The sequence below is a fragment of the Aeromonas sp. S15(2024) genome, assembly GCF_041402265.1.
Classification (GTDB): domain Bacteria; phylum Pseudomonadota; class Gammaproteobacteria; order Enterobacterales; family Aeromonadaceae; genus Aeromonas; species Aeromonas dhakensis.
On record NZ_JBGLQY010000020.1, the window covers coordinates 12,403 to 31,394 of the forward strand.

16 protein-coding genes and 1 pseudogene are annotated in these 18,992 nt (G+C 61.8%); 8 read left to right on the forward strand and 9 right to left on the reverse strand.

From position 1 onward, the window contains the following. Positions 1–35: 35 nt before the first annotated feature. From ACB033_RS22375 to ACB033_RS22385, 3 genes are read left to right on the forward strand one after another with little or no spacing between them, the layout of a single operon-like run. Entirely contained in the window at positions 36–1,040 is a 1,005-nt protein-coding gene (locus ACB033_RS22375; RefSeq protein WP_139726430.1) for an HlyD family secretion protein, read from the forward strand. Next, positions 1,040–2,176, forward strand: a complete 1,137-nt coding sequence (locus tag ACB033_RS22380) for an ABC transporter permease (protein WP_126882547.1) — start codon at positions 1,040–1,042, stop codon at positions 2,174–2,176. Before ACB033_RS22375 ends, ACB033_RS22380 begins: the two co-directional genes overlap by 1 nt. Next, positions 2,173–3,381 carry an ABC transporter permease gene (locus tag ACB033_RS22385; protein WP_139726428.1) on the forward strand — a complete coding sequence of 403 codons (1,209 nt, stop codon included), beginning with the start codon at positions 2,173–2,175 and terminating at the stop codon, positions 3,379–3,381. Before ACB033_RS22380 ends, ACB033_RS22385 begins: the two co-directional genes overlap by 4 nt. A gap of 59 nt (positions 3,382–3,440) precedes the next feature. Here ACB033_RS22385 and ACB033_RS22390 read toward each other — a convergent pair. The 3 genes and pseudogenes from ACB033_RS22390 to ACB033_RS22400 all read right to left on the reverse strand — a co-directional run bounded on the left by ACB033_RS22390 (position 3,441) and on the right by ACB033_RS22400 (position 5,801). After that, positions 3,441–4,076, reverse strand: a pseudogene (locus ACB033_RS22390) (SDR family oxidoreductase). Positions 4,077–4,200: 124 nt separating this feature from the next. Next, positions 4,201–5,055: a DnaA ATPase domain-containing protein gene (locus tag ACB033_RS22395; protein WP_005309562.1), complete on the reverse strand. Its 855-nt coding sequence runs from the start codon at positions 5,053–5,055 to the stop codon at positions 4,201–4,203. A 68-nt stretch (positions 5,056–5,123) separates the two neighbouring features. Then, a complete protein-coding gene (locus ACB033_RS22400) occupies positions 5,124–5,801 on the reverse strand; it encodes a DnaT-like ssDNA-binding domain-containing protein (RefSeq protein WP_126882544.1) in 678 nt (225 codons plus the stop codon). 355 nt (positions 5,802–6,156) lie between these two features. On the opposite strand from ACB033_RS22400, the gene ACB033_RS22405 reads away from it, so the two are divergent. Continuing rightward, a complete protein-coding gene (locus ACB033_RS22405; protein ID WP_005309570.1) occupies positions 6,157–7,128 on the forward strand; it encodes a response regulator in 972 nt (323 codons plus the stop codon). Positions 7,129–7,200: 72 nt separating this feature from the next. Here the strand turns inward: ACB033_RS22405 and ACB033_RS22410 are convergent, their stop codons facing one another. The 3 genes from ACB033_RS22410 to ACB033_RS22420 form a co-directional block, all read right to left on the reverse strand. Then, a complete protein-coding gene (locus ACB033_RS22410) occupies positions 7,201–8,598 on the reverse strand; it encodes a peptide MFS transporter (protein ID WP_011707249.1) in 1,398 nt (465 codons plus the stop codon). Between the two features lie 213 nt (positions 8,599–8,811). Beyond that, complete coding sequence (galU, locus tag ACB033_RS22415; protein WP_139726426.1) at positions 8,812–9,723, reverse strand: UTP--glucose-1-phosphate uridylyltransferase GalU; 912 nt, start codon at positions 9,721–9,723, stop codon at positions 8,812–8,814. 94 nt (positions 9,724–9,817) lie between these two features. Continuing rightward, complete coding sequence (locus ACB033_RS22420; protein ID WP_139430711.1) at positions 9,818–10,138, reverse strand: ComEA family DNA-binding protein; 321 nt, start codon at positions 10,136–10,138, stop codon at positions 9,818–9,820. A 166-nt stretch (positions 10,139–10,304) separates the two neighbouring features. Here ACB033_RS22420 and cysQ point away from each other — a divergent pair, with 166 nt between their 5' ends. Continuing rightward, a complete protein-coding gene (gene cysQ / locus ACB033_RS22425; RefSeq protein WP_162518899.1) occupies positions 10,305–11,075 on the forward strand; it encodes a 3'(2'),5'-bisphosphate nucleotidase CysQ in 771 nt (256 codons plus the stop codon). Positions 11,076–11,152: 77 nt separating this feature from the next. Here the strand turns inward: cysQ and ACB033_RS22430 are convergent, their stop codons facing one another. The 3 genes from ACB033_RS22430 to ACB033_RS22440 all read right to left on the reverse strand — a co-directional run bounded on the left by ACB033_RS22430 (position 11,153) and on the right by ACB033_RS22440 (position 13,647). Next, a complete protein-coding gene (locus ACB033_RS22430) occupies positions 11,153–11,449 on the reverse strand; it encodes a YciI family protein (protein WP_005309589.1) in 297 nt (98 codons plus the stop codon). 24 nt (positions 11,450–11,473) lie between these two features. Continuing rightward, positions 11,474–12,037, reverse strand: a complete 564-nt coding sequence (locus ACB033_RS22435) for a septation protein A (RefSeq protein WP_005309592.1) — start codon at positions 12,035–12,037, stop codon at positions 11,474–11,476. Positions 12,038–12,141: 104 nt separating this feature from the next. Further along, a complete protein-coding gene (locus ACB033_RS22440) occupies positions 12,142–13,647 on the reverse strand; it encodes a pyridoxal-dependent decarboxylase (RefSeq protein ID WP_139430713.1) in 1,506 nt (501 codons plus the stop codon). 218 nt (positions 13,648–13,865) lie between these two features. Here ACB033_RS22440 and ACB033_RS22445 point away from each other — a divergent pair, with 218 nt between their 5' ends. The 3 genes from ACB033_RS22445 to ACB033_RS22455 form a co-directional block, all read left to right on the forward strand. Then, a complete protein-coding gene (locus tag ACB033_RS22445) occupies positions 13,866–14,501 on the forward strand; it encodes a hemolysin III family protein (RefSeq protein WP_010636289.1) in 636 nt (211 codons plus the stop codon). A 118-nt stretch (positions 14,502–14,619) separates the two neighbouring features. Beyond that, positions 14,620–16,281 carry a putative transporter gene (locus tag ACB033_RS22450; RefSeq protein WP_005309602.1) on the forward strand — a complete coding sequence of 554 codons (1,662 nt, stop codon included), beginning with the start codon at positions 14,620–14,622 and terminating at the stop codon, positions 16,279–16,281. A 227-nt stretch (positions 16,282–16,508) separates the two neighbouring features. Further along, positions 16,509–18,992, forward strand: a 2,484-nt coding sequence (locus ACB033_RS22455) for a retention module-containing protein (RefSeq protein WP_371140773.1), incomplete at its 3' end; no start/stop codon positions are given.

Genomic DNA, 18,992 nt, shown 5'->3' on the forward strand with positions numbered 1-18,992 from the left:
ACCGCCAAGGGTCGCCCGTTTGCCGAGGTGAATTCATGAGTCATCCCCCCATCAAGAAGAAGATGAGCCAAGGCAAGCCGCTGCTGCTGCCATTGGCGCTGGTACTGCTGGTCATCTGGCTGGGCTGGCGTTTCTGGCTGGCCTATCAACCCGAGCCGGTGCGTCTGCAGGGGCAGATCGAGGCGCAGCAGTACTCCGTCTCCTCCAAGGTGGCGGGCCGCATCGAGGAGGTGCTGGTGAAGAAGGGGGATCAACTGGCCAAGGACCAGCTGGTGTTCACCCTGGCAAGCCCCGAGATCGAAGCCAAACTGAGCCAGGCCAAGGCGGGTCAGGCCGCGGCAGGCGCCATGGCCGAAGAGGCCGAGAAAGGGGCGCGTGCTCAACAGATCGCCGCTGCCAAGGATCAGTGGCAAAAGGCCAAGGCGGCCGCCTTGCTGCGCGGCAAGACCTATGAGCGCATAGCCAGCCTGCACCGGGATGGCGTGATGCCGCTGCAAAAGCGCGATGAGGCCTGGACGGCCTGGCAGGCGGCCAGGTACAGCGAAGGCATGGCCTGGCAGCAGTATCAGATGACCCTGGAAGGGGCGCGGGAAGAGACCAAGATCGCGGCCCGTGAGCAGGCCAAGATGGCGGCAGGTTCGGTGGCGGAAGTGGAGGCCTACCTGGCCGACACCCGCATCAATAGCCCCCATACAGGTGAAGTCTCCCAGGTGCTGCTGCGTAGCGGCGAGCTGGCCCCGCAGGGTTTCCCCGTGGTGACCCTGCTCGACATGAGCGATGCCTGGGCCCAGTTCCACGTGAGCGAAGATCTGCTGCCCCGCTTTGCGCTGGGCACCGAGTTCGATGCCCGCATCCCCGGTCTTGGCGATCAGACTGTGCGTTTCAAGGTGACCCATGTGGCTGTGATGGGGGATTTCGCCACCTGGCGTGCCACCGACACCCGCCAGGGCTTTGATATGAAGAGCTTCCAGGTGGAGGCGCGCCCGCTGCAACCGGTCGAGGGGCTGCGGGTCGGCATGAGCGTGCTGGTTGAGCTCTGATGGGACGCGAATGGCGGTTGTTGTGGCAGGATCCGTTCGGCCGGGCACTGGCAAGCTGGCTGCCCCTGCTGCTGATGGGGATCCTCTGCTGGATCTTCTCTGCCGGGTTGGCGCGGGATCTCAAGGTCGGTCTGGTGGATCTGGATCAGAGCGTGCTGTCGCGCCAGCTGGCCTATTCGCTGGATGCCTCCGCCGGGCTCAAGGTCGCGCGACAGTTCGACTCCATCGCTGAAGGGGCCAATGCCCTGCGGGGAGGCGACATCTACGCCCTGGTCGTGCTGCCTGACCATCTCGAGCGGGATGCCAGGCAAGGCACCCAGCCGCGGGTCACCGTGTTCAACAACGGCCAGTTCATCCTGATCGCCAAGCTGGTCAACTCTGCGCTGGCCCAGGTGGTGGGAACCCTCAACGGCCAGGTCGGCGTGCTGACGGCGATGGCTGACGGCAAGGCGCTGCCCGGGGCGCTCGGCCAGGCGGTGCCCATCAACAGTCAGGTGACGGCGCTCTACAACCTCAATGCCAGTTATGCCCAGTTTCTGCTGAGCGCCATCCTGCCTGCGGTGTGGCAGATCCTGGTGGTGCTCTACGGACTCAATGCGCTGGCCCGCACCGACCGGCTGGGACTGGACTGGACCACCAAAGGGGTCTGGTTCGGGCTCTGGCGAACCCTGCTGCCCCACGTGCTGATCGGCTGGGGCTGGGGGCTGCTCTGGACGCTGTTGCTGTTCAAGGGCTTTGCCTATCCCATGCACGGCAGCTGGCTGATGCTGACGGTGGGGTTGGGGCTGGCCTCGGCCGCCTGCGTCAGCATGGGAGCCTTCTTCTACGCCGTCATCCGGGATCCAGCCCGGGCTCTGTCGCTGGCGGGGGCCTACACGGCGCCGGGGTTCGCCTTCATGGGGGTCACCTTTCCGGTCAGCGCCATGGGGGATTTCGCCCAGTTCTGGCGCAGCCTGCTGCCCATCTCTCACTATGTCGAGCTGCAGATCGGCCAGACCAACTACGGTCAACCGCTGGCGGCAGCGCTGCCGCAGTTCGGCGCCCTGCTGCTGTTTCTGCTGCCCCTGCTGCTGGTCGTGCGCCGCTACCGGGCACAGGGGAGCACGACCCAGTCACAAGAGGAGCTCAAGCCATGATGGGATTCCGGGATCTGCTGCGCCTCGAGCTGCGTACCCTGCTGGCGGACAGGGCCATCATGCTGACCCTGTTTGGTGGCGTCTTCTTCTACTCCTTCCTCTATCCGCAGCCCTATCTGCACCAGCTGCCGCGGGAAGAGGCGGTGGTGGTGGTCAACGAGGATGGTAGCCAGCTCTCCCGTCAGCTGGAGTTCATGGCCGATGCGACGCCGCAGGTAAAACTGGTGGCCCGGGCCAGCTCGCTGGATGAGGCTCGCCAGCGGATGATGGCTGGTGAGGCGAGCGGGATCCTGCACATCCCCAATCACTTCTATCGGGATCTGATGCTGGGCAAGAGCGTGACCCTGAGCTATGCCGGCGATGCTTCCTACTTCCTGGTTTACGGCACCATCGCCGAGGGGCTGGCCCAGGCGGGCGGCACCCTGGCCGCCCAGGTCAAGGTGGCCAGGCTGCTGAGTCACGGCGAGGCGCTGCCGCAGGCGGCCATGGGTTGGAATGCGGTGGCCCTCAACGTACTGTCGGTGTTCAATCCGACCATGGGCTATGTGAACTACGTGGTGCCGGCGGTGTTCGTGCTGATCCTGCATCAGGTGCTGCTGATGGGCACCGGCATCCTGGGGGCGACCCAGAACCAGCGCAGCCAGCGCGGCGAGTCAGGCTATTGGCAGGATGCGCCCGTCCTGCCACTGCTGCTGGCCCGAACTCTGGTGGTGGGGGGGCTGTTCGTGCTGCCGGTGAGCTACTTCTTCGGCTTCTGCTTCGATCACTACGGCATCGCGCGCACCGCCGAGCCGGCCGCACTCTGGTTGTTCACCCTGCCGTTCCTGCTGGCCACGACCTGGTTTGGCGTCGCGCTGGGGGCCCTCTTTACCCGGCGCGATCTGCCGACCCAGGTGGTGCTTGTATCCTCCTTGCCGCTGGTCTTCCTGGCCGGCTTCATCTGGCCGCTGGAACTCATTCCGGCGCCGCTCAACTGGCTGGCCCAGTGGGTGCCGAGCACCCCGGCCATCGAGGGGTTTTTGCGCCTCAACCAGATGGGGGCCGAGTTTGCTCAGGTCTCCCACTACTGGTGGCAGTTGTGGGGGCTGGCGCTGCTGTATGGCGCCCTGGCGTGTCTGCTGCTGGGCTGGCGTCAATCCCAGAGGCGAAAGGTTCGCCCGGCCGCTCTGGCGCGGGATGCCGTGAGCGAGCCCTCCGCCGGTTAGGTGTTCCCCGAAAGCAAAACGGTCAGCCCCTGGGCTGACCGTTTTGCTATGGCGATGGCTCATGCCCGGCTGAGGCTTGGGTCGCCGATGGCGTAGATCTGGCCTGCTGTCGCCTCGTCGGTCAGCAGACGCAGCCCGCAGGCGGCGACGTCGGCCCGGCGCACCAGACCATGCATCTCCTTGCCCTGACTCAGCACGGCCGCACCGGTAGCTATGCCATCCTGCAGGCCGGCCGGGCGCAGTATGGTCCACGCCAGCGTGCTGGTCTGCAGCCAGCTCTCCGCCAGGCTCTTGAGCCGCACCTCGTGGCCGAAGGCGGCCCGTGCCCGCTCGGGTAGATATTGCCAGCTGTCGCCACAGCCGAGGGAGGTGACCAGCAGCAGACGCTTGAGTCCGGCCCGCTCCATCTCGTCGATCACCTGGCGGTTGCCCAGATAGTCGACGGGCTCAACCTGGCGAAAGCTGCCGAGAGTGGAAATGGCCTGTGCCCCTTCACCGGCCAGCCGGCAAGCGGCTGCTACCGCCTGCGGGTCCAGGGCATCCCCGCTGATGACGTCGACGCCCAGCGATTGCAGCTAGGCGGCCATGTCGGCATGGCGCACCAGGGCGACGACCCTGTGGCCAAGTTGCAGTGCCTGCTCGGTGAAGGCGCGGCCCAGCCCGCGGCTGGCTCCGAAGATGAGTGTGGTTGGCATGGTGCGGCTCCCTTGAGTGAAAGGGCTAGCCTAGAGGGCGGGAGAGATGTTGTAAATGAGAGTTGTTTTTATTTTCCTGACAGGAGAGAAAACGGTGAGCCGGAGACACCCGGCTCACGCAGCATCAGCCGTTGTAGTGGCCGATATTGGGACGACGGCTGGGGCCGCTCAGGTGGATATCCACCGGGTTGAAGGCCTTGATCGCCTCGAAGCTGAAGTCGCCGATGGCCTGATGCAGGCTCTGGGGGCTGTGGTTGGTGATGAGGATGACACTTTTTGAGAGGTTGCGGCGACGGCGCAGCAGGTGGCCGAGGAAGCTGGACTGGCTCTCCGCCATCTTGGCGCGATTGGCCGCCACCTCGTCGATGATCAGCAGGTCAACCTCTTCCAGGGCGCGCCGGTACTGGTTGCGCTCCTCCTGATCCTGGATGACGTTGAAGAACAGCCGATCAACGATGGAGGCCCACTGCTGGAAGATCACCGACTTCTGGTGGCGTTCGATCAGCTCGTGCGCCACCGCGCCGGCCAGGGTTGACTTGCCGGTGCCGTAGTCGCCATAGATCAGCATGCAGCCACCGCCGCTCTTCTCCCAGTGTTCGAAACCGCTGATGAAGTAACGGGCCGTCTCGATGGGGTATTGCAGCGCGGGGTCGCCGGCATCCATGCGCTCGAACACCCAGTCCGGGTTGAGGTCGGCCTGGGCGATCAGCTTCTGGATCCGCTCCTGGCGCGCCACCTTCTGCAGTTCGCGCACCTCGGCGTTGGCCTTGGCGTCGTACTCCTTGCGCAGGGTTTCATAGTCGTACTGGCTGCCACCGGTCTGGGCCTGCAGGCGACGAATGCGCTCGAGCAGACCGCTGACATGGCGGCTTAATTCGGGGTCGTGCATCCGTTGCTCCTGCTTGGCCTTGGCGATCTTCCGGCGTTTGGCCTCGATCTCTTCCAGCTCCTGGCGCAGGGGATCGTGCGGGTCAGTCATGGAGTGCTCCTTCTGCTCGGTCTGGGTGGGGACTGGGGTCTGATTTTGCCTGCTGGCAGGGGCCTTCTTCAATCATTATCCGGCTCCTGGCGCTGCGCGGCCAGCCGCTTGGCCTCTTCGATCATCTCCTGCGCCCGCTTGCTCGGGCCCGCCTCCGCCGGCTCCGGGGTGACTTGCTGATAGCCGGTCACGCTCATCGGTTGGCGGCGGGCGTAACGGCGGGTCTTGAGGGCGCGAATGAACTTGAGCATCCACTGGTGCTGGGAGTCGAACACCTCGGGCCGTCCCAGCCAGTAGGCGATGAACTCGCCGAGATCCTCTTCGCTGTAGCTGGCATCGATCACGCCGCACAGACGGGCGAGGGCGGGCAACTCTTCATCCGGGCGCCACTGCAGGTGCATCTGGAAGGGGCGCTCCGGCAGGGGGCTGCGCACACGCTGGGTCAGCAGCGGCAGCTGGAACGGACACTGATGGTAGTGCTCACTCTCGGTCTGGCTCTCAACCTGCAGCAGGCCGGCTTCCATCAGCTCGTCAAACAGTTCGGTCAGCTGGCGGGCATTGACCTGAAAGGAGAAGCCGCTGGGATCGCTCGGGTCGACCACCGCCAGCGCCCGCCCAAGCTCCGGGTAGTTGAGCCTGGCCAGCTGATTTTCCAGCACCAGCCGACGCAGCTGCAGGGTATAGAGGCTGCGGGCAGGATGGGACAATCTGGGGTGGGCGAGGGCGCTGTATTCGGCTGGGGTCATGGCATGCTTCATCGACGAAATTGAGGGGCATTATCCCCCATGGCGGGGCCGCATACAATTGATGGTGGCTGGGGTGAGATGCAGCAGGGCGGGGGCGTGGCCGATCTCTGCCCGTGCGAGTCGGGGGAGTGGTTGTCTCTCGTATGCTCCCCTTGCTGGGCGAAGCGATGCCCGCAAGGCAAGGCGGGTTTTCGAGCAACCTCATTACCTGCTTTATTTCAAACAGTTGACGGTCTAAATAGCTATCTGGCATAGCTTTAATGGAGATTATTCTATCATCCGATTGGTCAGTGCAGTCGGTTATGGTCTAGGCTTGAAGCTAAATAACTGGTTGACTAATAAGAGCTTTATCAAGATGTCAAAAGCCGGATTACGGATCCTGGTGGTGGAAGACGAGGTCGTTTTTCGCCACTCCTTGGTAAATTATCTCGAGCACGATGGCGCCTGCGTCTTCCAGGCTGAAGACGGTATCGAAGGTCTCTCCGCCGCCGCGCTTTATCACCCCGATGTTGTCTTGTGTGACCTGAACATGCCCAACATGGATGGCCATGAGGTGATCGCCTGTCTCTCTGCCCGCTATCCTCATACCCCTGTCATCGTCATCTCGGCCCAGAGCAAGATGGAGGCGGTCGAACGGGCGCTGCGCGCCGGCGCCCGCGACTTTCTGCTCAAGCCCATCTCGGACTTCGGTCAGGTGCGCCGCAGCATAGAGCAGTGTCTGGCGGCCAACCACGGTTATGGGCAGCAGCTGGAGTTGATGGATCACATGGATTTTTTCCGCGAGCACGACAAGGCGGCCACCCGGTTGCTGGCCTGGTTGAAGCCACCCGGTCTGCAGGAGTGGGGCCCCTGGCAGGTGACCTTCAAGGGGATGGGCAACCTGTTCATTCCCGATACCTTCAAGGTGGATGACAAGCTGCTGGTGCTGGTGATGGAGCTGCCGGTGCTAGGGGTGGATGCGGCGTTTTGCGGGGCCCTGGTGCGCTCCCTGATGAACGGGCCCTATCGCCAGTTTCAGCGCGGCGAGAGCCTGTTGCTGACTCAACCCCATCGGCTGCTCGATTATCTCAATCTGCAGCTGATCGAATCCGGCTTGCGCCACTCGTTTGCCATGGCCGCACTGCTGTTTGATCAGGAGGACGGGCTGGTCTTTGCCAATGCCGGGCTGACCTCGCCCCATTGGCTGGTACGCTCCGGGGGGCTGCCGCTCGGTCTGCTGCGCACCAGCCACTACGCCTTGCACAGGCGCAGCTGGCATGAGCCGTTTGACCTGCAGTTTCGCAGCGACAGTGGCAGTGCCCTGCATGTGCAGGTTCGACATCATTGAGGCCTTGTCAGACGGCCACAAACAAAGAGGGCGCCCGTGGGCGCCCTCTTTGTTGCTTACAATCTTGACCGCTTAGACGGCGGCAGATTGCAGCTTCTTGTCGTGTTCCTGCGGCTCTTTGGCCGGGCCTTCGGCACCGTGCATCCAGTAGACCAGGCGGTTGGCCATAGTCAGCAGGATCAGGGCGCTGATGACGGCTGCCAGCGCGATGCCACCGAAGATGGCCATGGCACCGGACTCGCCGACGAAGGAGCCGATGAAGCCGGCGGCATAGTTGGCGAGAGCCACGAAGCCGAACCAGGCACCCATCATCAGGGAGGCCAGGCGCAGCGGAGCCAGCTTGGTCACCATGGAGAGGCCGATCGGGGAGAGGCAGAGTTCGCCCAGAGTGTGGAACAGGTAGGCGCCGACCAGCCAGAACATGGAGGTCTTGACGGCCTGATCACCACCTTGCTCCAGCACGGCACCGATCATGAACAGGAAGCCCACGGCCAGGAACAGCAGACCCATGGCGAACTTCACCGGGGAGTTCGGCTCTTTCTTGCCGAGCTTGATCCAGATGGCGGCCACGATGGGCGCCAGGGTGATGATGAAGAAGGGGTTCAGGGACTGGAACCAGGCGGTCGGTACTTCGAAGCTGCCGATCATGCGGTCGGTATACTCCTGTGCGTACAGGTTCATCAGACCGCCAGCCTGCTCGAAGCCGGCCCAGAAGATGATGGTGAACAGACCCAGCACCAGGATGACCTTGATGCGATCCACTTCCTGCTTGGTCAGCGGGGCTTTCTGCTCTTTGGAGCGCTGCTCGGCGGCGCGCTGGGCAGCCGGCACGCGGCCGATGTCACCGAGGAAACGCTGGGCCATGGTGGCCTGTACTACCAGAGAGAGCAGCATGCCGATACCGGCGCTGACGAAGGCGGCTTGCCAGCCGTAGGCGGTGGCGGCTGCGCCACAGATCACGCCGGCCAGCAGGGAGCCCAGGTTGATGCCCATGTAGAAGATGGTGAAGGCACCGTCACGACGGTGGTCACCTTCCTGATACAGATCACCCACCATGGTGGAGATGTTCGGTTTGAACAGACCGTTACCCACGATCAGCAAGCCAAGACCTGAATAGAACACTGTGTTGACCATGTCCGGGAACATGGCGTGGGGCAGGGCCAGCGTGAACTGGCCGGCGGCCATCAAGACGGCACCGAACAGGATGGCGCGACGCTGACCCAAGAAGGTATCAGCCAACCAGCCGCCGATGATCGGGGTGATGTAGACCAGACCGGTATAGATGCCGTACAGCTTGAGGGCATCGGCCTGAGTCCAGCCCATCCCGCCGTTGGCAGTCATATCAGTCAGATAGAGCACGAGCACGGCACGCATGCCGTAGTAGGAGAATCTCTCCCACAGTTCGGTACTAAAGAGCAAAAAAAGCCCTTTAGGGTGACCTAAAAAGGTCCCTTTGGACGGATTATTCATTGGAACTTCCACCTGTGTCTTATATTTTTTTAGAAATTTTATGCAAGGGCTAGGAACAAGCCTTAATCCTTATAGAACAAGCGTGATTAAATTACAATATTATGATTTAGCGATATTTTATCTATCAATGGTTGAATATTTGTTTATAAAATGAAAAAGGGCATCGAATGATGCCCAGTATAATATTCTTTCTTTTGGTTAAATATTCAGCGATTACAGCTGCTTGGCAAACTGCTTCAGCCAATTGATAAATTCACCGTTCAGCTCCGGATGGCGCGCGGCATATTCCACGTTGGCTTTCATGTAACCCAGCTTGCTGCCGCAGTCGTGGCTGCGGCCTTTCATGAAGTAGGCGTTGACCTGCTCCTGTTCCATCAGCATGGCGATGGCGTCGGTCAGCTGGATCTCGTCACCGGCACCGGCGGGGGTGCGTTCCAGCAGCGGCCAGATGTTGGAAGAGAGCACGTAACGGCCGACCACCGCCAGATTGGAGGGGGCCTCATCGCGAGGCGGCTTCTCGACAATGGCCTGCATCGGCAGGGACATGCCCTCGCTCAGCGCCTCCCCCTTGATGTCGGCGATACCGTATTTGTCCACTTCGCTCTCGGGGACGGCTTCCACCATGATCTGGCTGATGTGGTTCTCTTCGAACATGTGCACCATCTCGGCCAGATTGTCCTGCTTGAGATCGCTGGCTACCTCGTCGATCAGCACGTCCGGCAGCAGCACCGCAAACGGGTTGTCGCCGATCAGCGGGCGGGCGCAGAGTACCGCGTGACCCAGCCCTTTGGCTTCACCCTGACGCACGTGCATGATGGTGACGTCTTTCGGGCAGATGTGTTGCACCTCTTCCAGCAGCTGACGCTTGACCCGCTTCTCGAGGGTCGCTTCCAGCTCGAAACTCTTGTCGAAGTGGTTCTCAATGGAGTTCTTGCTTGAGTGGGTAACCAGGATGATCTCCTTGATGCCGGCGGCGATGGCTTCGCGCACCACATACTGGATCAGCGGTTTGTCGACAACGGGCAGCATCTCCTTGGGGATGGCCTTGGTGGCGGGGAGCATGCGGGTACCCAGACCGGCAACGGGAAGAACGGCTTTGCGTACAACGAGCGGTGTCTTTTTCATGGAGAGAGTCCAGAGATACAAAGTGGGCCCATGATACCCGAAGAAAAATAGGGCAGCCACAGGCTGCCCTCAGGATGGAAGTGGCGGGAACCGGTTACTTGACGATGATCATGTCCCGATTTGCTTCCAGCGTGGCGGGGCCGATACCGCTGACATCGGCAAGCTGGTCAACAGTGGTGAACTTGCCCTGTTTCTCGCGATAATCGACGATGGCCTGTGCCTTCTTCTCGCCGATGCCCTTGAGTGCAGTCAACTCGTTGATACTGGCGGTATTCAGGTTCACCTTGCCACTCTCCTTGGCGGTGGCAACCGTGGTAGCCGGTTTGGCGGCGGGCTTGTCGGTGGCCAGCAGAGGCTGGCTGAGCAACGGCAGGCAGCTCAGCAGCAGGGTGGCGGTCAGGGTCTTGTAGTTCATGGCGTCACGTCCTTGTGTTGTGGGTTTCGCTATTGAGGATTAGTCCAGTCGCGCCACTTTTTGTCTGTCATATCTGACACTGTATAAGTCAGAGCAAACGGCTATAAGCCTCCTCTATCCAAAATGGGTACACTACTCCAACCATTTGACCAGGATGCCTTTTCCTATGTCTTTTCCCGCAATCTCCGAGCTGGAGCCCATCGCCCGCGCCGCCGGCGAGGTCATCATAGCCATCTATAGTCAACCCTTTGCGGTGGAGTATAAGGGGGACGAGAGTCCGCTGACTGCCGCCGACAAGGGAGCACACGAGCTGATTGTCGCGGCGCTGGCCAGGCTCACCCCCGACATTCCCGTGCTGTCGGAAGAGTCCTCCCCCGAGGTGATGGCGGCACGACTCGGTTGGTCTCGCTATTGGCTGGTGGATCCGCTCGATGGCACCAAGGAGTTCGTCTCCCGCAACGGCGAGTTCACCGTCAATATCGCGCTGATCGAGCATGGCCAGCCACTGTGGGGTCTGGTCTATGCACCCGTGCTGGACAGGCTCTGGTATGGCGGCAAGGGGGTGGGGGCCTGGCGCATTGCCGATGGCAAGCGTGAGACTATCCAGACCCGACCTCATCAGGAAGGCACACCCTGGCGCGTGGTGGGCAGCCGCAATCACCTCTCCCAGGAGACCCTCGATTACCTGGCGCGCTTTGGTGACATGGAGCGGGGGGAAATTGAGCTGGTCTCCATGGGGAGCTCGCTCAAGTTCTGCATCATCGCCGAGGGGGGCGCCGAGCTCTATCCGCGCCTCGCCCCGACCTGCGAGTGGGATACAGGGGCGGCGCAGGCGGTGCTGGAAGGGGCTGGCGGCAGCGTCACCCAGCTCGATGGCTCGCCGCTGCGCTACAACAAGCCCGACATCCTCAACCCCTGGTTCGTAGCCAAGGCATAACGGGACGGTGGAATGCAAAAAGGCCGGACGGGAGGGAACTCCCGGTCCGGCCTTTTTATTTTTCTATTGGCCTTGGCTCAGAAGACCTTCTTGAACGGCTTGATGGTCACCTTGGCATAGACACCAGCCGCCACATAGGGGTCGGCATCGGCCCAGGCCTTGGCATCCGCCTGTGAAGCAAATTCGGCGATGACGGTGCTGCCGGTAAAGCCGGCATCGGCCGGATCCTCGGCATCGATGGCCGGGTTGGGGCCGGCGGTGAGCAGCCGTCCCTCATCCTGCAGGGCTTGCAGCCTGGCCAGATGGGCCGGGCGTGCCTGCTTGCGCAGCGGCAGGCTGCCCTGAACATCTTCGGAGTAGATGAGATACCACATGAGAGGATCCTTTTCTGATGGCGGTTATTTTTTCAGTTCGTCTTCTTGCTTGGTCAGCTGTTCGGCAGGCAGGTGGCGGTAGAGATAGACACCGCTCAGCAGGGTGAACACCAGGGTCATGCCAAGCAGACCGAACACCTTGAAGTTGACCCACACCTCTTGCGGCAGGTTGAAGGCCACATAGAGGTTGAGCAGGCCGCAGACGGTGAAGAAGCCGACCCAGCCGAGATTGACCCGATCCCAGACGGGATCCGGCGCCTGCAGCTCCTTGCCCAGCATCTGCTTTATGAGGTTCTTGCCAAAGCCGTAGCGGCTGATGAGCAGGCCCAGCGCGAATAGTACGTTGATGACGGTCACTTTCCATTTGATGAAGGTGTCGTCGTGGAAGATGACGGTCAGGCCGCCAAAGAAGCCGACCAGCAGGAAGGTGAACAGCTGCATCTTCTCGACCTTGCGATAGCGAACCCAGCTGTAGGCGAGCTGCAGACCGGTCACCACCACCAAGGCGCCGGTGGCCATGTAGATGTCGTAGAACTTGTAGACCGCAAAGAAAACGATAAGGGGAATAAATTCAATAAATTGCTTCATGTCTGGCTCGTCGCCCTCAAGAGTGGAACGCAAAATTTCATCCAGTGTACCTGCCCGATGGGCAACGGCAAATGAATAAGACCGCTCATTCGCCAGCCAGTTCCTCAGCCAAATAGCTGCCCTGCGATCTCATCGCCCAACCGTTTCTGATCTGCCAGCAGCTCGCGAATATGTCGCTCCTCGATGTGGGGATTGAGCAGTACGGCCCGCAACAGGGTGAGCGGTTGGGTACCGTAGCGACCCACGGCCCGCTGGGTGCGGGAGACAAAACTGTGCCCTTCGGCGCGTTGGGCCTTTTGCAGCGCGACGTTGAAGGCATTGACCTGTTCATTGGCGGCTTCGTCCAGCACCTTGCCCTGCAGATGAGGGGGGATGCAGCGATAGGAGAGCAGGTTCATCACCGGGGCCGACATCAGCTCGAAGGCCGGATCCTGGTCGATGAGGCTGGCCATCAGGCGGGCCCGGTCGTAGTTGGCCTCGATGAGCTCGGCATAGCCCTGCTGGCCGAACAGCTGGAAGGCGGCATCCAGATAGAGGGCGTTGGCCGGGCGGGTTCCCTCCAGGGTGAAGCGCCCCTGATCAAAGGAGCTGGCGCGGATGGCGTAGGGGGCCTCCCGCTTGACCGCCATCATCAGGTCCGGCTGGCGGCAGAGCAGCATGCCGGTACCGAGCGGTACCAGCAGTTGCTTGTGGCCATCCAGGGTGACGGTGTCGGCGTGCTCGATCCCCGCCAGCAGCCCCTGATAACGGGGCGAGAAGAGGGTCGGGCCACCCCAGGCGGCATCCACGTGGAAGTGGATCTGCTCGCGAGCGGCGATGGCTGCCAGCTCAGGCAGCGGATCGATGGAGCCGAAATCGGTGCTGCCGGCCACACCGACCAGAGCCAGCACCTTGAGCTTCTGCTCCTTGCACTGGGCCAACGCTTGCTCCAGCGCGGCCAGACTGAGCCGGTTATGCTGGTCGGTCTCGAGGCGCCAGACGCTGCGCGCCCCCAGCCCCAGCAGATCCATCCCCTTGTCGAAGGAGTAGTGCATCAGCCGCGAGCCCAGGATGACGGCGCCGCGATACCCCTGCTCATAGAGGGCGAACAGGTTGTCGCCGCAGGCGCGGTTGCGGGCCAGCCAGAGGGCGGTGACGTTGGCGATGGTGCCACCGCTGGTCATGGCGCCGAGCGCCGCATCCTTGGCATGCATATGGGTGCCGTAGAAGGACTCGTCGGCGCGATAGACGAGGCGGTGCAGCTTGGCCAGCACCTCCCGCTCCAGAAAGCTGAGCAGACGGGAGGACTCCATCTTCATCGGGTTCTGGTTGAGCATCACCACCAGACGGGAGAGCTCGGCGGTGAAGGCCGGCAATGGTGCTGTCATATGGCCCATGTAGCGTGGCGAGGTCAGGTGGGAGGCGCCGGGCACCAGGGTTGCCAGCCTGGCCAGGTAGTCCGCCATGGCGAGCCCCGCTTCCGGCATGCCCGATTGGTCAAGCTGGTGGGTGAACTGGTCGCGCTGATAGGGAGCCTGACTGTCATCCGAGTGGTGGAAGGTCTCCAGCAGATCCGTCATGGCCTGGCCAAAGGCCGGATCCGGTTGTGCAAACAGCTCAGTCAACTTCATCAGGTTCTCCAGACCGGGTTGCCGGGGAGTCGGGGGTGAACAAGGGGCGGCAACAGCTAAGTGGGCATCGGCCGCAGAGCATACACCAAAGGTCAACGGCTGACAGCCATGCGCGCGGTGAGGAAACATCGCAAATGGGGGCTGATCATCTTTAAGCTAACACTTGTACTCTGAAATGACGGCAGCTAGAGTGAGCGCAGTTTGGGCAGGAGTATGCAATGAGCAGTGTGACGGATTATTCGCCCCGCGAGGAGCTGGCCAACCGCCTCAGCCATGGGCTGGGGCTGGTGCTGGGGATCCTGGGGTTGGTGTTGTTGTTGAACAAGGGCTGGGCGCAGGGCACCCAGGCACTGATCAGTTATAGCCTCTATGGTGGCAGCCTGGTGCTGCTCTATCTGGCCTCGACCCTCTATCACAGCATGGCGGAGGGGCCGGCCAGGCGCTGGTGCAAAGTGTTTGATCACTGTGCCATCTATCTGCTGATCGCCGGTACCTATACCCCATTTCTGCTGGTGGCGCTCGACACGCCGCTGGCACAGGGGCTGATGGTGGTGATCTGGGGGCTGGCGCTGGCGGGGGTGGTGTTCAAGCTGCTGTTCATCAACCGCTTCAAGAAGCTGTCGCTGTTTACCTACCTGATGTTGGGCTGGCTGTCGCTGCTGGTGGTCTATCAGCTTTACATCCATCTGGAGGGGGAAGGCTTGCTGCTGCTCGGGCTGGGTGGTCTCATCTACAGCCTGGGGGTGATCTTCTATGTGGCCAAGCGCATCCCCTACAACCACGCCATCTGGCATCTGTTCGTGCTGGGGGGCAGTGTTTGTCACTTTATGGCCATTTATGGTTACGTCGCATAACTAGCCCTAAATTGGTATTTTTTGCCGCGCAAAAGGATAAATTCGTGCGGTATCACACAGTTGACCGCGACGTTTGCTGACAAGCTAGGGACAGTTCAATTCGCAAAGGATGCACGAAATGAGTGATATCGCGCTTTCCATCAGCATGTTGTCGCTGGTGGCAGTGCTGGGGCTCTGGCTGGGGAACTGGCGAGTCTATGGCGTTGGTCTCGGGATCGGAGGGGTGCTGTTCGGCGGCATCATAGTGGGCCACTTCGCCGGCCTCTCGGGGCTGGCGCTGGATGAGCAGACCCTGCACTTCATTCAGGAGTTCGGCCTGATCCTGTTTGTCTACACCATAGGCATTCAGGTCGGTCCCGGCTTCTTCTCCTCCCTGCGCAGCTCCGGCCTCAAGCTCAACGGGTTTGCCGCCCTGCTGGTACTGCTCGGCTGTGCTGTGGCGGCAGCCCTGCATCAGCTGTTCGATGTGCCGCTGCCGGTGATCCTGGGGGTCTTCTCCGGCGCCGTGACCAACACCCCTTCCCTCGGTGCCGGCCAGCAGATCCTGGCCGAGCTGGGGGCCGCCCCCGGCTCCACCGGCCTGATGGGGATGGGCTATGCGGTCGCCTATCCGTTCGGCATCTGCGGCATCTTGTTGACCATGTGGCTGATCCGCATGTTCTTTCGCATCAAGATCGACGAAGAAGCCGCCCAGTTTGAACAACAGGCCGGCAAGACCAAGGAGAGTCTGCAGACCATCAACATCGCGGTGCGCAACCCCAACATCCACGGTCTGATGCTGAGCGAGATCCCGAGTCTCGACGAGGCCGACGTCATCTGCTCGCGCCTCAAGCGCGGCGAGGAGCTGATGGTGCCGCGGCCGGAGTCGCGCATCGAGCTGGGCGACCTGCTGCACCTGGTGGGTGAGCGACACGCCCTGCGCAAGGTGCTACTGGTGCTGGGGGAGGAGGTGGAGACCTCGCTCTCCACCCGCGGCACCGACTTGCGGGTCGAGCGGGTGGTGGTGACCAACGAGCAGGTGCTCGGCAAGAAGATCCGCGATCTCGACATCAAGCAGAAGTACGACGTGGTGATCTCGCGCCTCAACCGGGCTGGCATCGAGCTGGTGCCGACCAGCCAGACCAGCCTGCAGTTCGGCGACATCCTCAACCTGGTAGGGCGACTCGACGCCATCGAGGCGGTCACCAATGTGGTGGGCAACGTGCAGCAGAAACTGCAGCAGGTGCAGATGCTGCCGGTGTTCATCGGCATCGGCCTCGGCGTGCTGCTCGGCTCCATCCCCTTCTACCTGCCGGGCTTCCCGGCCGCGCTCAAGCTGGGTCTGGCGGGCGGGCCGCTGGTGGTGGCGCTGATCCTGTCGCGCATCGGCAGTATCGGCAAGCTCTACTGGTTCATGCCCCCCAGTGCCAACCTGGCGCTGCGGGAGATCGGCATAGTGCTGTTTCTGGCGGTGGTGGGCTTCAAGTCCGGCGCCGGCTTCATCGATACCCTGATCAACGGTGACGGCCCAGCCTGGATGATGTACGGGGTGGCGATCACCCTGATCCCGCTGCTGGTGGTCGGGGTGCTGGCCCGTCTGTACGGCAAGATGAACTACCTCACCCTGTGCGGTCTGCTGGCCGGCTCCATGACGGATCCTCCCGCCCTGGCGTTTGCCAACGGCATGCATCCCACCAGTGGTGCCAGCGCGCTCTCGTACGCGACCGTCTATCCGCTGGTGATGTTTCTGCGGATCATCTCGCCCCAGCTGCTCGCCATCCTGCTGTGGGCCGGCAGCTGAATATGACCCCAAATGGGAGCACTGGACGTGCTCCCTTCATATTTTTGCAACACATTGATCATCTTGATTTTATTTTTTATTCCCACCGCTATTGACCCTTCTGTTTAACCGACCGTTCCGGCCTCGAATCAGTCTATCCATTCGAATTTTCTAACTGGTTTCTGGTGCCGTTCACGGGCACATTAGACGGTGGAATATTGCATGCCAATAGAGATTCAGGAGAGAACATGAGCAACCACGAAATTGCATTGGATCAGGACGTTGTCGTTACCCAGTTGAAAGGCAAGGTTTACCTGGTCGCCGCAGATGGCAGCCAGCAACCGCTCGCCGAAGGCGATATCCTGCCCAAGAATGCCGTGTTGATCACTCCTGAGGGCGCCAGCTTCAAAGGTGGCAACCAGACTTTCACCCTGAGCCCGACCAACGAGCAGCAGGCTGAGGATGAAACGTCTCAAGAGCCGCTGCTTGCCCAGAACGTGCCGAGCGACAATCCCAATGACATTGCTGCCCTACAGCAAGCCATTCTGGGTGGCGCCGACCCGACCAAGGCATTTGAAGCCTCTGCTGCCGGTGGGGCTCCTGCCGCCGGTGGTGGTATTGGCGGCGTGGCCGGCGCCAGCGGCAATGGTGGTTTCGTCACCATCGACCGTACCGGCGATGCCACCATAGCGGCGGCGGGTTTTGATACTACCTATCAAACCGATGCCGGCGTGACCGCGGATGCACTGCCGGGTGAAGAGAACCGCCTGATCGATCTGGTGCCGCCGGTGATCACCGTCTCTGCGCCTGACAATACCAACGACACTACTCCGACCATCACGGGTACCACGGATGCCGCCGCCGGCAGTACCGTGACCCTGCTGGTGACCGATGCCAATGGCAACCAGCAAATCCTGATCACCACCGTCAATCCGGATGGCACTTTCAGCGTGGATGTCACCACGCCGCTGCCGGATGGTTCCTACACCGTCACGGGCAGCGTCACCGATCCGGCCGGCAACACCGGCACCGCGACTGACGACGGCAGCGTGGACAGCACAGCCCCGGATCTGGCCATCGAACTGGATGTCAACATCACCGCCGACGATGTCATCAACGCTGCCGAAGCGGGTCAGCAGATCCCGGTCAGCGGCACAGTCAGCGGCGAGTTCAAGGCGGGCGACACAGTCACCCTGACCGTCAACAACACCGAATACACCGGCAAGGTGGACGCCGCTGGCCGCTTCACCATCCTGGTGGCGGGCAGCGAGCTGGCGGCGGACAGCGACCGCACCATCGAGGCTAGCGTGACCAGCATAGACGCGGCGGGCAATAGCGCCACTGCTACCGACAGCGAAGGGTACGAAGTTGATCTAGAAGTATCAGAGCTGGCGATTCGCTTGGACTCCGATATCACTGCGGACGATGTGATCAACGCAACTGAGGCCCAGCAGGATATTCCTGTGAGCGGCACCGTGAGCGGCGAGTTCAATGAAGGCGACACAGTCACCCTGACCGTCAACGGCAAGACCTTCACCGGCCTGGTGGCTGCCGATGGTCGCTTCACCATCTTGGTGGCGGGCAGTGATCTGGCAGTAGATACTGACCGCACTATCGAGGCCAGCGTGACCAGCACCGATGCAGCGGGCAACAGCGCTACCGCGACCGACAGCGAAGGGTTCGGGGTTGATACCACGGCGCCGGTGGATCTGGCCATCACGTTGGATGCCAACATTACCGATGACGATGTCATCAACGCCACCGAAGCGGGTCAGCAGATCCCGGTGAGCGGCACCGTGAGCGGCGAGTTCAAGGCTGGTGACATCGTCACCCTGACCGTCAACGGCAAAACCTTCACCGGCCCGGTGGCTGCCGATGGTCGCTTCACCATCCTGGTGGCGGGCAGTGATCTGGCAGTAGATGCTGACCGCACTATCGAGGCCAGCGTGACCAGCACCGATGCAGCGGGCAACAGTGCTACCGCGACCGACAGCGAAAGGTACGGGGTCGATACCACGGCGCCGGTGGATCTGGCCATCACGTTGGATGCCAACATCACCGATGACGATGTCATTAACGCCACCGAAGCGGGTCAGCAGATCCCGGTGAGCGGCACAGTGAGCGGCGAGTTCAAGGCTGGCGACATTGTCACCCTGACTGTCAATGGCAAAACCTTCACCGGCCCGGTGGCTGCCGATGGCCGCTTCACCATCCTGGTGGCGGGCAGTGATCTGGCAGTAGATACAGACCGCACTATCGAGGCCAGCGTGACCAGCACCGATGCAGCGGGCAACAGCGCTACCGCGACCGACAGCGAAGGGTACGGGGTGGACACCAGTGGGCCGGCTGACTTGGCCATCCGTCTGGACGCCAATATCACCGACGACGACGTGATAAATGCCAGCGAGGCCCAGCAGGATATACCGGTGAGCGGCACCGTGAGCGGCGAGTTCAAGGCTGGCGACATTGTCACCTTGACCGTCAACGGCAAAACCTTCACTGGTCCGGTAGCGGGCGATGGTCGCTTCACTATCCTGGTGGCGGGCAGCGAGCTGGCGGCGGACAGCGACCGCACCATAGAGGCCAGTGTGACCAGCACCAATGCGGCCGGTAACAGTGCCACCGCGACCGACAGCGAAGGGTACGGGGTGGACACCAGTGGGCCGGCTGACTTGGCCATCCGTCTGGACGCCAATATCACCGACGACGACGTGATAAATGCCAGCGAGGCC